Annotated in this window: 13 protein-coding genes; 2 read left to right on the plus strand and 11 right to left on the minus strand. The window is 50.9% G+C overall.

From position 1 onward, the window contains the following. Positions 1 to 10: 10 nt before the first annotated feature. The 8 genes from ABLV75_RS16785 to ABLV75_RS16820 all read right to left on the minus strand — a co-directional run bounded on the left by ABLV75_RS16785 (position 11) and on the right by ABLV75_RS16820 (position 12,196). Positions 11 to 547, minus strand: a complete 537-nt coding sequence (locus ABLV75_RS16785) for a fimbrial protein BcfE (protein WP_004108360.1) — start codon at positions 545 to 547, stop codon at positions 11 to 13. Then, a complete protein-coding gene (locus ABLV75_RS16790; RefSeq protein ID WP_004108362.1) occupies positions 548 to 1,555 on the minus strand; it encodes a fimbrial protein BcfD in 1,008 nt (335 codons plus the stop codon). Then, positions 1,556 to 4,165 carry a fimbrial biogenesis usher protein gene (locus ABLV75_RS16795; RefSeq protein ID WP_032704967.1) on the minus strand — a complete coding sequence of 870 codons (2,610 nt, stop codon included), beginning with the start codon at positions 4,163 to 4,165 and terminating at the stop codon, positions 1,556 to 1,558. A 10-nt stretch (positions 4,166 to 4,175) separates the two neighbouring features. Beyond that, positions 4,176 to 4,859: a fimbria/pilus periplasmic chaperone gene (locus ABLV75_RS16800; protein WP_004108372.1), complete on the minus strand. Its 684-nt coding sequence runs from the start codon at positions 4,857 to 4,859 to the stop codon at positions 4,176 to 4,178. A gap of 84 nt (positions 4,860 to 4,943) precedes the next feature. Next, positions 4,944 to 5,486: a fimbrial protein BcfA gene (locus tag ABLV75_RS16805; RefSeq protein WP_004108376.1), complete on the minus strand. Its 543-nt coding sequence runs from the start codon at positions 5,484 to 5,486 to the stop codon at positions 4,944 to 4,946. Positions 5,487 to 5,903: 417 nt separating this feature from the next. Beyond that, entirely contained in the window at positions 5,904 to 6,596 is a 693-nt protein-coding gene (locus ABLV75_RS16810) for a winged helix-turn-helix transcriptional regulator (RefSeq protein ID WP_004108379.1), read from the minus strand. 334 nt (positions 6,597 to 6,930) lie between these two features. Further along, positions 6,931 to 9,990, minus strand: a complete 3,060-nt coding sequence (locus tag ABLV75_RS16815; protein ID WP_004108383.1) for a hypothetical protein — start codon at positions 9,988 to 9,990, stop codon at positions 6,931 to 6,933. Between the two features lie 91 nt (positions 9,991 to 10,081). Further along, positions 10,082 to 12,196 (minus strand): glycosyl hydrolase family 18 protein, encoded by a 2,115-nt coding sequence (locus ABLV75_RS16820; protein WP_004108386.1) that lies wholly within the window; start codon positions 12,194 to 12,196, stop codon positions 10,082 to 10,084. Between the two features lie 389 nt (positions 12,197 to 12,585). On the opposite strand from ABLV75_RS16820, the gene ABLV75_RS16825 reads away from it, so the two are divergent. Beyond that, a complete protein-coding gene (locus ABLV75_RS16825) occupies positions 12,586 to 13,029 on the plus strand; it encodes a transcriptional regulator (RefSeq protein WP_004108388.1) in 444 nt (147 codons plus the stop codon). Positions 13,030 to 13,045: 16 nt separating this feature from the next. Further along, complete coding sequence (locus ABLV75_RS16830) at positions 13,046 to 13,579, plus strand: glycoside hydrolase family 108 protein (protein ID WP_004108391.1); 534 nt, start codon at positions 13,046 to 13,048, stop codon at positions 13,577 to 13,579. A 76-nt stretch (positions 13,580 to 13,655) separates the two neighbouring features. Here the strand turns inward: ABLV75_RS16830 and ABLV75_RS16835 are convergent, their stop codons facing one another. The 3 genes from ABLV75_RS16835 to dnaJ all read right to left on the minus strand — a co-directional run bounded on the left by ABLV75_RS16835 (position 13,656) and on the right by dnaJ (position 16,376). Then, positions 13,656 to 14,003 (minus strand): phage holin family protein, encoded by a 348-nt coding sequence (locus ABLV75_RS16835; RefSeq protein WP_004108395.1) that lies wholly within the window; start codon positions 14,001 to 14,003, stop codon positions 13,656 to 13,658. Between the two features lie 124 nt (positions 14,004 to 14,127). Next, positions 14,128 to 15,075 (minus strand): LysR family transcriptional regulator, encoded by a 948-nt coding sequence (locus ABLV75_RS16840; RefSeq protein WP_004108397.1) that lies wholly within the window; start codon positions 15,073 to 15,075, stop codon positions 14,128 to 14,130. A gap of 167 nt (positions 15,076 to 15,242) precedes the next feature. Further along, the gene (dnaJ, locus tag ABLV75_RS16845) at positions 15,243 to 16,376 is read right to left on the minus strand and encodes a molecular chaperone DnaJ (protein WP_004108399.1); all 1,134 of its coding nucleotides are present in this window, start codon (positions 16,374 to 16,376) and stop codon (positions 15,243 to 15,245) included. Between the last annotated feature and the right edge of the window lie 82 nt (positions 16,377 to 16,458).

The raw sequence follows: 16,458 nt of genomic DNA on the forward strand, positions 1-16,458 counted from the left end.
ATCGCCGCGCCTATTCGTATTGCAGGTCGAAATACATCACCGCCGTCGCATTGCCGGAGGTGACCACTGGCCGTGTCGATTTGTAGCGAATGTAGAAGGAGAGCGTATTGCGCCCGGCCTTGAGGGGATAAACTACTGATTCACTATTATTCATACTGACATCATCTTGATCTTCATCAAGCAGCTCCACGCCGATGCCGCTGGCCAGCATATTTTCGTTACCCATGCCGGTATCGGTCAGCGCCAGCAGCGACGGATCATCACTGTCTGCCGTGCCGGTAAACCAGATTTTGGTTCCGGTAATTCCCCGGGAGCAGTTTTTCAGATTAATGTTAAACGGCTTAAATTTTGTCGTCGTTCCGGTTGCGGGAAAATCCTCAACCGAAAACTGCCCCAAATCGATACTCTGGCTGACGCTGGAAATCTCCACATCGCAGGTTTGCGCAACGATCGTGCCGGTAAATTCCAGGTTGTTGCCGGTATCACCGGCCTGGCAAAATGGGCTCCCGCAGAGGAGCGCTAAAAAGAGACCGCGTTTTAAGCTCATTTAGTCGAAGTCCACCCGCAGGTTAGCCAGCGCGGTAAATACGCCCTCTGCGGGGATTTCACCGGTCGTGCTAACCGGATAAGCCTGCAGCGCGATGTTGGCTTTGCCGGCATCGTCAGTGACGAAAGGCACCACGCTGCTGGCATCGTTTGGCGTCAATACCGCGCCATCGTTGGTCTCAACCACCACGCCGACGTCCGGGTTATCCGAGGCGATAGCCTGGTTAAGGTGAGTATCCGCTGTCGCAATCAGCCGCAGGCTTAAATTAACCTGCGAATTCACGCCGCTGCATTTCACCGGCACCCTGAATTTTTTATTTCTGACGCTCACCGGCTTTGCCCCGGCGCGGTTGAAGCCACCGCTATAAAGCGAGCCGAAATCCACAAGAATGGTCTGCCCTGCGTTGATTTCGCAGCTTTGTGGTACGGTTACCGTTCCGCTGTAAGCAATGTTGTAAACCACGTTGCTCAGGGGATCGCTCGTCCCTGTCGTCACGTAGACGTTGAACATGGTCTTCGGAGTGATAGTGACGGTCCCCACGAAAGGCCTGGCAATCTTGAGCTGAAACACCAGGTTCGAGTCGCGGATGTAGAACGGTTTGCCGGCGTTTACGCTGTCATCGGTGCCCATATAGGCGTAGTTGGTAGGGAGATAAAGGGTTCCTGCCGCGGAGTCGTCAATTCTCATCGCCCCCTCCAGATAGTCAGGGTCGAGCTTTAAATACTTCCATGGGCCGCTGGTTTCAACCACGGCGTAGGGTGAAACATAGGAACGATACGTCCGGTTCGAGAATGCCGACCCTGCGGGACACACGGCCTGAACGTTCACTTCCTGGTTTTTGGTCAACTGAACCGTATTCCCCGCCGCGTTTTGGGCCGCCGTGAGGGTGGTACTCAGATCGTAATCGACCGTAGTAGGCGCGCCGTTGACGTTTTGACAGACGGCAGCCTGAGCCGCATTGGCTAACAGCAGTCCCGCCAGCGGAATAAAAAATAAACCTGTCTTCATTTAGCGGCATTCCACGCGTTGTCGCACCAGGGCCTGCCGGGTTGCGGGAAGTTGATAATGCACCAGACACTGCCGGGAAGCTCCCCGGCCCCACTGCACTTTGAGCGTTCCCTGGGGGCTCAAACCGGCCAGGTAAACTTCGCCGCCATCGCCGACGATCGCCTCCTCCGCTGACGCATCGGTCGAGGCGGTCGCGCCGAACGGTACCGGCTGCCCGTCGTGCAGCAGCGTCAGGAGCGCACGTTCGCCGACGCGCGCTTTAAAGCTGGCCAGTACCAGCGCGCCCTGCGTAGGCACGACGTTCACGACGGCATCGTCGATATCCACGTCATCCGCCATCGAGTTCACATCCAGCGCCATGCGATTTTGGCGATAGGTCGTGGCGTAAGGCACCACCGCATAGCCCCGGCGATCGGTATGAATGCCCGGCTCGTCATCAATATTGACATTGCCTGCTCCCGGAGCGGCGATCAGCACGTTGGTCTCGCCCAGCGGCTGGCTCAGCGTTAAGCCGTGCGCATGCGCCACTATGCCGCCGCTCAGCCCGTAATTTATCTGCTGATAATCGCCGTTATTGCTGGTGTTATAGCCCACGTTGACATTGCCTTCGGCGCCATCATATTCGAGGCTGGCGGCGCCGCTTTTGCCAACGCCATGATTTTGATAACCCTGCTGTACGCTATAGCTGAGATTGTTTTGCGCCAGCGCGGTACCGCTTATTCCGGCATTTTGGCTGACGCCGCCGTGCCGATCGGTACTGGTGCTGAACGTGGCGTAGATATTGTGATGCTTGTGGGTAATATCATCGCTGTGATGTAGCCACTGGCTGAGCGGCAGCGAGAGATTCAGGGCAATAAGCTGGTCGCTCTTGTCCTCTCCCGGGGCACGGCTTTGGTTATAAGAGAGGCTCCATGACACGCCCGCCAGAGTATCGCTATAGCCCACTTGCAGCAGCGTGTTCTTCTCACCGGTATGCCAGTAGCTCTGCTGACTACCGGTTACATAAAGCGAACCAAAACGCCCAAGCTGCTGCGAGATATTCAGCTGAATCTTGCCGCGTTTGGTGTAATAGAGGTTGTAGTAATCGCTCCAGCTACGCTGGTCTTCGTTTTCGTCGGTTGGACCGTTATAGCCAGACATGCGCTTCCACGCCGTCTCGTCGAGGGTATAAAAACCCGATGTTGAGTAGCGATAGCCGAGCAGCTGAAAGTTAGTTCCCAGACTATTCAGCGATTTAGCGTAAAGAAAACGCGTGGATTGCCCCTGATGCTCGCTATCATCAGCCAGGGTGCTGCGCGCCTGGGTCAGGTCGACGGAAATCGCCCCCCAGTCGCCCAGATTGGCTCCCGTACCTAACGCCAGCGCGCGATAATGATCGGCAAACTGCGTCCCGCCGTAGACGGTAAAGCCGTGCGGCAGGCCCCATATCAGCGTCGCCTGGCCAAACTTAACGTCCTCTTTCTGGCTGCTGTCGCCGCGATAGCTCGCCGCCGTGGCCGCGTATTTCAACCGCCCTTCACGTTGCAGAATTGGCACAGCGGAATACGGCACGCTATAGCGAGTGATGCTGCCATCGGACTCTTTTATCTCAACGCTTAAATCACCGCTGCTGGCCGTGGAGTAAAGGTCGTCAATGGTAAATGCGCCGGGAGAGACGTAGCGCTGGTCGATGGTGTAGCCATTCTGCCGAATGGTCACCTGGGCATTGCTTTTAGCGATACCATGGATGGTCGGTGCGAAGCCTTTCATACTGTCAGGCAGCATGTTGTCATCGGAAGCCAGCTGAATGCCGCGAAAGGGCAAACTGTCGAAGATCGCGGAAGGCGTATAGCTATCTCCTGCGGTCAGTTCGCTTTTCAGAGCGCGCAGATCGCGCTCTACATACGTGCTGATATGCTGCCAGTCGCTTTTATTGCTCTCGCCGCCGCTGTTATCGTTCCAGGTGGAATAGTTACGCAAGCGCCAGGCGCCAAGGTTCAGGCCACTGTTAAGGCCAAGAAACAGGGTACGGGCATCAACGCCGCCCTCGCTGCGATCGCGGCTATTCGCACCGGTAAACGTGTAATTAAGCAATAGCGCGTTGATCCCTTCATCCCAGTATTCAGGTGCAATATAGCCCCTGGCGCTGTTCTTCATCGCCGCCTGGGGAATACTGATATTCAGGCGCTGCTGGGTGAAATCAAAGCGCGCGAAAGCCGCGGGAATGGCGGCGGCAATATCCACGCACCCTTGAGAAGAGGGCTTTAACAACCCCGGAAAGGCCTCAACGTTCACCTTCATCTCTTTGAGCATATCAGGCGTCAGACAAGCGCTTAGCCCGGAGTCGTCTGCGGCTGGCGTCCTGGCGGAGGGTTTCGCTTCGTAGAAGGTCATATCGCGGGTGGCAAGAAAGGCGCCATTCAGATAGACGTCGACCCGATAAACGCCAGGCGCCTGGCCGTTGCCTTCAAAACGTGAAAGATCGGCGATCCTGGACGGATCGTCCGATAAAAACGCGGGATTAAAATAGTTATCCGCCCAGCCCTTCGGCAGCGTTAACACGCTGACTAAAGTCAGGGTCATCAGCACCGGTTTACTGACAGACGGCGATTGACGCTTTATAGCAGCCATTTTCTGCACGCTAAGATTGGCTCTGGCAGGTTTGTACAGGCGTGGTCGCACCAAAATCATTGACGGTCTGGAAGGTTACCCGGCTTTCGCTGCTCTGCAACGTCAGCTCGCTTTTTGGCGCGACCATGGCATTCGGCAGTTTTCGGCTTCCAGCATGTATTTCAACCAGAGAGACATAGTAGGGCGACGGATTGGTAACGATTAATCGACCGTTTTGGCTATGGCAGCGCAGCATCGCGGGCGCATTTGTGGAAGGAACGGACAAATCCGCAGGACGAATAAAAAGTTTAATGACGCTTTGGGTCGCAATTTGCAATGAATTATTCGCCAGCCTGGTTTTATCGACCGAGGGGATCGCTTTGCTATTGAGATAGAACACGCTTTCCCGGTCGGTGGGCAAAGACGGACCGATGTACATAATTCGCAGGGTGTTCTCTTTTTTCGGCTGAATCACGAACAGCGGCGGGGTAATAATAAAATCAGCGCTCCGGCTACCATCAGCATTGGCAACCCAGGACTGAATCAGGAAAACGTTGTTCTCCGAGGAGTTAATAACCGGCAGAGAGACCTGCTTGCTTCCCTGCGGATAGATAACGCGGGTTGATCCCAGAGCGATACCGCCCGCGTGCGCCTGGTTTATTATTCCAGCGATAGCCAGCAACAGCGATAGAAATTGAATTGTTCTTTTAAGCATTTTCTAAGTAAATAAACGATTTTGGGCGCAACATAAATAGCGTTTCCTCCGTGCAAGATGCACGGAGGAATACCTGAAAAGAAATCAGGAGTACACCATACTAAAGGTGGCGGTAGCAGAGACGTTACCGGCAACTACAGCGCCGGTGGCGATATAATCGACGCTCAGCGGAACCACGTTTTCACCATCAATTAACGTTACGGTGCCAGAAGTATCGCCAATATTGAGCGGCTGGCCGTCCGGACCATACAGCTGCAGAGCGACGTTGGTAGCCGCACCAGCACCTGCGGTGTTGGCAAGGGAGCCGGCCAGCGTACCGTCCTGCTGACCGTTAAAAATAACTGCGGCTTCCTGGCTTACCGTGGTATCGCAATCTTCCAGTTTGATCGAGAAATCTTCTTTTTGATTCGCAACCATGCCGGCGGCCGTTAATTTGCTGGCACGAACCTGGCTTAAGGTGACCGTTTGATCAACGGAGTCAGCAGAAACAGAACAGGCGGCATTAACAACCTGGCCGACAAAATTAACAGTGCCACCAGAAACGGTCGCCGTATCCGCAAAAGCGGAAGTCATCATGCCGCCTGCAGAAATAGCAGTCACCATCATGGCTAATAGATGCTTTTTCATATAATCCCTTTTAAATTTAATAAAAACCCAGTGTTATAGTTTGATAAATATCAGACATTGGTGGACAAGGGCTTTCGCTCAGGCCAGCCTGACGATCCCTGGCTTTATATGCTACAGGAAGACACTCACGTCATTAATATGAGATAACTTACTGACCAGTAATCGCCTCACTCAAATAAACACTCTGACATTAGTTAATTATTATAAAAGGTATAAACAGTTGCAATCATCACCTGCTGTTTTTATAGGACTACAGATAACCTCATGTTTTAAAAGAACTATAGTCATGAGATACACCCTATGCCATCAGGACTATTGACTTTTTAATTAATACATGAACACACGAAAGACAATCGTTCGTAATACTTTTTAAAAGGTGTTTAATTGATGTAAAAAAACACCTTTTATGCAACATCGCTAATAGGCCGTCGGTAATTTCTTCATGTCTAATAAACGACCGCCATCGATACTAATATAACCCCCTTTCTTAAGTTCAGAGAGAAGTTTCATCGTACGGCTACGGGATATGCCCGTTCGTCTTTGAATAAAGTTAAGGACGTTAATGCTTTGTCGGTATTCGCTGGCATAAGCCCAAAGCTCGATTAATAATGCGCGCACCTTCAGATAAGAATCCACGCCAACCAACTCCCGATCCCGTACGCTCATCACCATCAGACGATAGGCAAGTATTCGTGCGACATCGTGCCACAGATCGCACTCATCGACGGTCTTAATAAAGTCGGGCAAAGAAACCGCACGTCCGCTGCACTCGGTTTCGGCCACCAGAAAGTGCTCCGGTCGGGTCGGAACATCGTAGGTTACCCCATAGCTATCGACGAGTCCGACAATAGAGGGCGCAAATGTAGAACTCACATGAAGTCCACTGCCGCAGCGGCAAAATGAAAAAATCCCGGACTGCAGAAGGACTATTTTATTCTCACCGCCAGAATTAAGTAAAAACTCATCACCAGGATTTAAATTAAAAGGCTTACCAAAAGACCATAATGCGGAGAAGAGCGCATCAAGCGCTGCATGTGGTTTAGCCTGCTGGGAAAATAAATATGAGTGCAAGGTATTCTCATTATCGTTTTCAGCAATGTCAACTTTCATTTTTCATTAAAAACCATAATCATAGGTCAACCCAACATATACTTAATGAAAGGTGTCTTCAATTAATTATAAATAAAACCACCTGGTAGTATATCTGTACCAAACCCGCACAAATACGCAATACTTAGCACGATGAGTAAATTCTTAATAAAAATATCAACAAGCTCAATTAAACCTCAAAACATAATATTAACAGGGAAATAAAATCACAAATGAAACTATTTCTCGGAAAATAAAAAACCTCATAAAAAATAGTGATTCAGAATATTAAACTCTCTGAATCACTATGAACAAGACGATTTTTCTTCACTAAACAGCAGGGAAAGAGGTGTTATTAACTAAAATATTTTGGCGCTGAGTAATATTCCACCATTTTTTCTGCCAGCCAACCGCCATCTTCACCGTTAGAGTGAATCGTCGTAATACTTACCGTTGAGCCTCCCCCCCAAAGTACTGAGAAAACGTTATAGTCAGGGAGATTTAACGCCTGCATCTGCCCCCAGTCGTAGCCATTATCCTGGCGTAAAAAGTCGCCGACTGTCGCTACGCCATAAGTTGCGCTATTCACCGCCGTATTTAACAGATCCGAAGCGATGGTATTGAGATCGCTGCCAATACGCGCATCGCCCATAAAGAAGCTTCCGCCCGACGCGTAGTGCGCGGCGGCAATTTTACTGTTGCCTTCGTCTACGGTTGGCATATGGCCCCCCGGGATTTGCCATAGCATAGCCGGTTTATGCAGGTCTTTAGCCGCTTGTTTTACCATCCCTAAATAATTAAACCAGCAGGTCGCGTTCCAGCCATAGTGCGCTAATGCATCCGGGCTAAAGCAATCGCGTTCAAATTTATCAAAGGCGATAAAATCTGGCGCATACTCACCGCTATACACTCCCAGCTCATTGATAAAGCTGGCTATCGCTGTCCCCTGGGCCACAGGATCGGCATTTGCTCTGAGTACCCAGTCTGCCGTTCCCGTCGCCCAGACGTTGGTCTGCCAGCCGAAGGCCACGTCCGGCGCAAACTGGCGCACAATATAGTTAATCGCCTGGACATAACCATAAAGATCGTTAGAAAACGTCGGCAACAGCGGCGCGCTGAATCCCGGAAGAGCAGGCAAAGCGTTAATCGCCGCCGCCAGCTGGACGTTAACCTGTACGCTATTCGCTTTACGTACCGCGGTATAGCCGTACGGCTCCTGCTGTATCGCGCCAAGGAAATCCGGATTCAGCACAAAGGTGGCGGGAACGGCGTGCTGGTCGTCCTTCCAGGACTGCGCCGCAAGACACTGGGTGATGAAGTTACCAAAGTGGTTACGTAACCGCTGTCCGTCCTGAAGATCCGAGAGCGCGCTGCCGCCGCTGGCGTTAGCGGTATAAACCACCATGACCGGCATCACGGAGCGTCCCGCTTCTTTTTCAATCTCACGCACCAGCGGAACGGTTTTGTGAATCGGCAGCGAGTCATAATCAAGGAAGCCGTCACCGTTTTTATCCACTTCCGCCGCCGGTATCGGGTCGCCGCCGCCGTCAAAACCATCATATTTAAACAGGGCGCTAAAAGGGACGTCGCGATATAGCGATACGGTATCCGCGGCATTCACCGTCACCCCGCCGTGGGCAAGATAGTCCGGCCAGCCTTTAACCTGCAGTGGAACGCCCTGCACAAACTCGAGCGTAATGTGATTGACGCTTTTCAGCAGCCGCAGCGGCGCATCCTGTTCACAGCGCCACGGTGTACCGGCGACGTAAACATCGGGAGTCTCAACGCTATACTGTCCGGGAGCCAGATGCATCGCCAGCGTTTGCAGACGGGCATCGCTCTCCAGCATCACGGTATATTGATATTGCCCGCAGCAGAACCGATAGCGCTGAGGCGATACGCCCTCAGGTAAACCTAGTATCGTCACCTGAACTTCGACAAAATCATGACTATCAACCCCGGTCTGCTGGAAGCCGATGCTCACCTCTTTCACCTGGCCCTGCTCAGGGGTAAAAATCGTCGGTCGGGCGGGATGGCTAATCATCTGGTTATTGATTACCGTCGACTGTAAGCCAATCTCGTAGCAGTGACCGGCGATAAGCCGATCCACCAGCTGTATTTGGTTGACGGGCATCGTCAGGGTTCTTTCGCATACCCCAGATTCCGACCACAGCTCAACCACCATTTCCGCGCCGGCAAACTCAGGGGCATCGACGATAAGACGTACTGAAGCAAACTGTACCGGCGCCTGATACGCGACCTGACAGGTCTGGCAGTCAGATCCGCCAGCCAGCTTCAGCCTGAACGTCGATTCAACGGGTACGATCTGCATATCATCATTACTCAGTTCCAGCACAGCGATCGTGTACTCACCCGCGCTAAGATCGCTGATGGTCAGCGTCTCTCCCCACTCGCCTGCAAAGCGTCGTGAAGTCGCATCCGGATAGTACAGGTCGATCGTCGGCTTCAGGGTGGTGTTTTGTTTTAACGAAGGGAACTGAATATTGATCTTGCCCTGACGGCCTGGGTCGTGCGCGAGGATTGCCGTTAAGCCGCTCATAGTGACCGGAGTTTGGGTAGCGGAAAGATAGAACTGCAGCTCAGCGCTTGCGCCTCCCTTTAGCCAGAATTGCCCATCATTATTTATCGTAATCGTGTTCTTTTCGATTGGCCAACCGCCGTCGCTGCCCAACGTTACGGGCTTGTTGCCGAGCAAAGATCCGCTGAACGCGCTGTAAGGATCGGGATGCGCGCTGGCGGTAAACTGCAGCTTAAGTTGGTTAAGATCGATAGCCTGGGCATAGAGGTTGGTCAGCGTCAGAGTCACCCGTTGATACCAGCTGGTCGTGCTCAGCGGGCTTGCGACAACAGTCATTCCCTCTCCTTCCACAACCGCATCATCGCCCTGCTCTTCAGGCTCAGGAGCCATCTCATCCGTACCCTCATCGTCAGGGATAATCTCTTCCGGTACAGGCGCGACATCATCAGTTTGATCATCGACGGGGGCTTCAGGTTCCGGCTGCCCCTCGTCCGCAGATTCATCAGCGCTATCATCTTGCGCAGATGAGGCCAGGGTTAAGCTAAAAGTTGAGATTTTGACCGGTACCTGAGTGGCGGCAAAGCTGAAGAATAACGTGCCGCTTTCACCGGGCTGCAGCAGCAGCGGTTGGCTGTTATTAATAATGATTTCATTGACGTCGAGGGCTCCCTGCGTTTTACCGCTTAAGGTGAGGGGCATATCCCCTTTAAGCGTACCGCCAAAATTGCCCCACGGATCCTGATGTCCGGACCCGGTAAAACCAATGGCCGCATGATTGATATCCACGGCGCTGTTATTTTCATTGGTGATGGTTAAGGTGATTTTTTGATACCAGCTGTTCACATCGATCTGGCTGTTTTTAATCGAGACCGTCATTGACAAAATTCCTCATTCCCTGGTGGAAAAAAGCCCCGGTAAACCGGGGCTTGCATTTTTTAGCCCACTATTTTTCGCTTAACGAAAAGGATCAGTAAGCACCAAGGTCAGTCCATGCCTGGCCCGCAGCGCAGTTCAGATCCGGCTGGTCGCCCTGAGACCACCATTTCACCTGGTAGTTATGGCCTTTCCAGCTGACGGTTTCAAAGGTACCCCAGTTGCCGCCATAAACGGTGCTGGCATCCCACAGCGGGTAAGGCGTCGTCGCGTCATCCGTGGAAGTGTCATCTTCCGCAGGCGTGGTGTCTTCTTCCGGTTCGACAGGCTCTACCGGAACCACGGTATCGTCCTCTTCCGGCTCAGGCTGCACCTGAGACGCCGACGGAACGGCAACCAGCACATAACGCTGCTGGGAAGAAGGCTCGCCCCAGGCATCACGAACGAACAGGGTGAACTGGAAGTTGGTGTTAACGGTCACTTCCGGAACGACGAACTCGATGACGGCACTGGTCTTGTCTGCCACGCTGATTTCAGAAGGAACGCCCCAGCTCCAGGTAATCTCGTCTTTATCTTCATCAGAGGAACCTTCACCAGAGAGCTGTACGGTAGAACCGCCCACAACGCGCAGTTCAATGGCAGCCTTCGGCGCGTGGTTGATCGCCGGTTCAGGCTGAACGCTATCGTCATCCTGTTCATCTGCCGGGTCGACGTTGATGCCTTCGAAATAGAACGGTTCCATATCGATAACTTCAGAGGCCATTTCATAGCCCAGACCTTCACGCGCGGCGTTCACCAGCACGCCGTTGTCCTGGTCGATAGTCCAGGTGAACATTCCTCCGAGCCCCAACTTCGCGGCGTACTCGCCCTTAGCTTTAACAGAACGCGGCGTGTCCAGAGACATGAACAGTTTGCTTTCCGGGTTGTAGAGGTAATCCGCATTGGCCACCTGGTCGGTATAGACGTTGAAACCGTTGCGGCCTTTCTGGTTTTCCAGGTCCAGGTAGTTATAAATAACGTCATACCATTCGGTGGTACCGGATTCGAAGGTACCGGTGGTAGTACCGGTACCCGGGTTATAGGAGCCTTTCAGCGGAGACAGAGATTCCAGCTCAACGCTGCGGCCATTGCGGGTATAACCGGCATAGCCAATGTTAATGCGGTCTGCCGGGAAGCCTTCGGCCAGCAGATGGTCGACGATGGTATTGACCGCCCAGCCGCCTTCTTCCAGCGCGTTCAGGTTGGTGTGATGGGTCAGGGTTTCCGCCCACGGCGTACCGAAGAAGTCATAGGTCATCACGTTGATGCCGTACAGACCGGCCTGCAGCAGCGCTTTCACGTTGGAGTAATCGAAGGTCTTCACTACCGCGGAGCTGGCAATGGAGATTTTGACGTTGCTCAGACCGGCTGAATCCAGCTGCTTACGCAGCTCGCCGATCAGCAGCGCATAGTTTTCGCCGTCTTCCGGGCCGTAAGGGTTGCCCGCGCCTTCCGCGTTCGGGTATTCCCAGTCGATATCCACTTCGCTGAACATCGGGAACTGTTTGAACAGTTTTACCACGCCTTTCGCGAAGGTTTTACGGGCGGAATCAGAAGCTGCGGTTTCGTGGAAGCCGTTACTCATGGTCCAGCCGCCGATGCTCATGGACAGCACCAGATCGTGACCCTGCTGCTTCGCTTTAGCCTGCAGATCGCGCAGGCCGCCGAGCAGACCTTTGGCATTCGCCTGAGTGACGGTTTTCGGATCGACGTCCCAGCCGCTGACGGAGTGGCCAACGTTAACGTAGGACTGGAAATCGCCCCACGGGTCGAGGAAGGTCGGCTCATATTTAACTTTTCCGCACTGCTCGGCGCCTTCGGCAACCACATCGCGGTACATCCCATCCACTTTATGGAAGCCGGTGACGCCGACGAAACCGACGATGATTTTGTCGTAAGCGGTAGGCGCAACGTTGGTCAGATCGTAACCGCGACCGCGGTTATCTTTCGAATCATCTCCCTGCAGGCGACCATCATACTGGGACCAGTCGGTGTAGTAGCCGAATACTTTGGGCTTAGCCGTGGAAGACTTGTACTGGTTATATACCGGCTTCGCGACGCGAGCAGAAGTATAGCTGTATGCGCTGACTTCTTTCGCTGGGTTAAAGCCGTCTGCGGCGTTGCTGGTTTCGGTCAGCGTATCGCCCTGAATCAGTTTGCTAGTAGCCATTATTAATTTCCTTTTAAGCTTGAAAAATTGTCGCAGTTCGTTCTGCCGGACCAATAATTCAATGCTTACGAGACAATGGCTAATCACATAACATCATGTTTTCAACATCTCATTCACGCTATTTTATGCGAGAAAAATGATGGCGGTAATTCTTAAATCATCAGCGGATATACGTATCTCAGCAAAATCATGGCGAAAACATCAGCAGCACATTAAATCTCATTTATCAGTGGGTTAAATATCATTTACTTTACATGAGATTATGTGATTAAGCTCTCATCATCAAATGACATTAGAATAATACGAATGACAAGTAATAGATTAAGCCAATTCTCGTACAATATATTGAACCCACGCAATCAGGATCTCTATATCTAAAGGACGACAACATGAAAACTTATCTCATCAATGATAATTGCGTTTACAACGAAGGAAAGTATGAGCTGAGAACCACCTCAAACTCACAGGTCATTAAAATGACGGCAATGAGGGCGAAGTGCCTGAGCTTCATCATCGAAAATGCAAATATGGATATTATTGAACGGCAAAAAATAACTTCAGAATTATGGGGAAGCCGTAGTCACTTTGTGAATGACGCAAATTTAACGCAAATACTCTACTTAATCAGAAGAGATCTGAAGTCCCTTGGGATAAATGACCTGTTTATCACCATTCCAAGACAGGGCATTCAGGTTAATAAAGAGATTCCTATTAAAGCCATGGAGAGCGAAAAGAAAGGAACAAAACGACAGGTGTTCAGAAAGACGCTGGCAGCATTAACCACCGTGTTTTCTGTCACCCTCGGCACGGTGATGTACCTGCACATTCATTAATTCAAGGAAATGAAAAATGAACCCGATTATTGATGGTATTTTAGTAATGGAAGGCGGCTATACCAACAATCCTAAAGATAAAGGTGGAGCCACCAACTGGGGGATCACTGAGGCAACGGCCCGAGCTCATGGTTATACAGGAGAGATGATCAACCTGACGCGAGCTGAAGCATTTTCTATCCTCGAAGAGGATTACTGGATCAAACCCGGATTTGAGCAGATCTCAACTATATCCTGGCCCATTTCTTTCGAACTCTGCGATGCCGCAGTCAATATTGGCCCCCACTATCCTTGCATCTGGCTACAGCGCTGGCTCAACGCGCTAAACCGGGAAGAAAAAAGTTACCAGGATATCAAAACCGATGGCAAAATTGGCCCTCGGACCCTCTCCGCTCTCAATCACTTTCTGGCCTTAAGGGGCAAACAGGGTGAAGAAGTGCTGATAAAAGCGCTCAACTGCAGCCAGGGAGCCTACTATCTGGATATCACAGAAAAAAACAAAGGTAATGAAGAGTTTATTTATGGCTGGATGAAGGCCAGAATCACCTAAGATCATCGTGGCAATACAGCTAATAAAAGACTCAGGGACGAGACTTTTATTAGCATAAATATAGACTGGACATCACTTAATGAATTTTTGCATTTTCCAGAGCCTTTTTAATCTTCTCGCCAAGAATTTTCAAAATCGGCCCTGCAAATACCCCGCCAAGCCCCGCGGCGAGCAACACCATATTAAAACTAAGCTCTTTTTCAATCGCCACGGCGCTGAGCAAAAAACTGGTAAAACAGGAAACCACAACCTGGGTTAAACAGTGCATGATGCCCTTATGGGAATGATCATCACCTTCTTGCTTATCACGCCGGATAAGGTAGCTAACAAACCCGCCCCAGGCTCCGATAGCAATAATGGTGATAAAAATTTCGACTTCCAGCAAAACGACTTCCGTTGTCGCCAAATGATTTGGAATAGACATAGAACACTCCTTGATGAAGGCGTACAAAATGGTACCCAATAAGTGTAAAGAGGTTAGCTATTTACCAGTAATCAAAGAGCATCAAACCAAACCATATTAACTATATCGTTTGAAGTGATACTCCTCAGCGACGAAATGATGACAGAGTGTGTAACATGGAAACAATTTCATTTATCACTGATATATTTTTACTGTTTCTGTTCCATGATGCATAAATCTGTATAGATTTAAAAGTAAGTTCCGGTGGCGGTTGCACAAACTTAATATCATATTTACGCTGATTCTTATAGAATAGCGCCAACTTCAATGGCATTAAGGCTATTAATGAAGTACGTTCAATCATACTCATTAAGCCATTAAGGGAGTCGCTACGATAGCCAATAATACGTGAGCCTTTATAATAAAGATCATCTTTAAAAAGACCCTTATCATTAATAATCATCGGGGAGTGCATGCCCGGCTGATACATCGCATGACGGGAGGAATAGAAATGATGTAATGAAAGATGAGGTAAGGTGCTTAAGATATGATTACTGGCAAAAATGCAGACAAAGCTTTTGAAGCTATCGATCAGTTGATTATCAATCCCGGGGACGTTCAACGGCTCGGTACCAATCAGAACATCACATTCTGCTGTAAGCAGTAGCTCCGTCATCATCTCACGAGAGAGATTTCTTGATGAATAATGGTTGAGTAATACCCGTTCAAAGATATCTCCGGCATAAAGCTGTGAGAGATAGTAAGCCTCAACGATATCACCGCCTAAAATAGTCAGCCGGGCATCACGACTCCCTTTATGCTCGGGAATAAAGGTACTATTTATCAGTTCCATAACCTGACGGAAATTTTGATGGATCTCGATCGCTTTAGCGGTGGGTAACAGGCCATCTTTACCACGGATAAACAATTCTTCCTGATAATAGCTCTGTAAACGGCGAAGCGCCAACGAGACCGCCGCCGGAGTGATACCAAGTTTTTTTGCTGCTTTGGCAGCATTTCCAGCTGAAATAACAGCGTCAAGGGTCTTGATTAAATTGTAATCAAAATCCTTGTTGGCACCTTTCGATCCCATCCGCTGTCAGCCTCTAAAAACGAAAAAAGCAATATAGATAATACTCAAAATAAATCAATTCTTAGCCCTTATAAATAATAGGTTAATTAAAAAGATAGGGGCTGCGGATAGAAAAAAGCCTGAGCGCGAAGGCCCAGGCTTAGTGGAAGACTGAAAATGAAATGCAATTAGCGGGTCAAATCATCGAAAAATTTCTTCACGCCATCGAAGAAACTTTTGGAGCGCGGGCTATTCTTTTCACCCGTTGGGCCACCAAAGCTTTCCTGCAGATCTTTCAGCAGCTGCTTTTGTTTATCGTTCAGACCAACCGGCGTTTCGACAACCACGCGGCACAGCAGATCGCCCTGCGCGCCGCCGCGAACGGACTTCACGCCTTTACCGCGCATCCGGAACAGCTTACCTGTCTGCGTCTCGCCCGGTATTTTAAGATTTACACGACCGTCCAGCGTCGGGACTTCGATTTCACCGCCGAGAGCAGCCATAGTGAAGTTGATCGGTACTTCACAGTACAGATTATTTCCTTCACGCTCGAAAATGGCGTGCTGCTTAACCTGAACCTGAACATACAGATCGCCTGCCGGTGCGCCATGCTCGCCGGCTTCACCTTCACCTGCCAGACGAATACGGTCGCCGGTATCAACGCCCGCCGGGATTTTAACCGACAGCGTTTTCGTTTTCTCGACGCGGCCATGACCGTGACATTTATTGCACGGATCTTTGATCAGCGTACCGCGTCCCTGACAGTGCGGACAGGTCTGCTGAACGGCGAAGAAGCCCTGGCGCATCTGAACCTGGCCTGCCCCGTGGCAGGTCGGACAGGTCTGCGGCTGGCTGCCCGCTTTGGCGCCGCTGCCGTGACAAACGTCGCACTCTTCCAGAGTCGGGATACGGATCTCTTTCGTTACACCGCGAACGGCTTCTTCGAGCGTAAGATCCATGTTATAGCGCAGGTCTGAACCGCGCGATGCGCGCTGACGACCACGTCCGCCGCCGAAAATATCGCCGAAAACATCGCCAAAGATATCGCTGAAATCCGCGCCGCCGCCAAAACCGCCGCCGCCGCCCATACCGCCCTGCTCAAACGCAGCATGGCCGTACTGATCGTAAGCTGCACGCTTCTGGGCATCAGTCAGGATTTCATACGCTTCTTTGATTTCTTTAAACTTTGATTCTGCCTCTTTATCGCCCTGGTTGCGGTCCGGGTGATACTTCATGGCCAGGCGCTTGTACGCCTTTTTGATTTCACGCTCTTCCGCTGTTTTGGAAACGCCTAAAATCTCGTAATAGTCTTGCTTTGCCATTGGTGTTTTTCAGCCCCTTAACATGCGTGCACGGGCGGAGAGGAAACCTCTTCGCCCGTGCCAGTGTTTTACCCGTTCAAAG

Origin of the sequence: Klebsiella sp. CN_Kp066 (genome assembly GCF_040065135.1) — a bacterium.
Classification (GTDB): domain Bacteria; phylum Pseudomonadota; class Gammaproteobacteria; order Enterobacterales; family Enterobacteriaceae; genus Klebsiella; species Klebsiella oxytoca.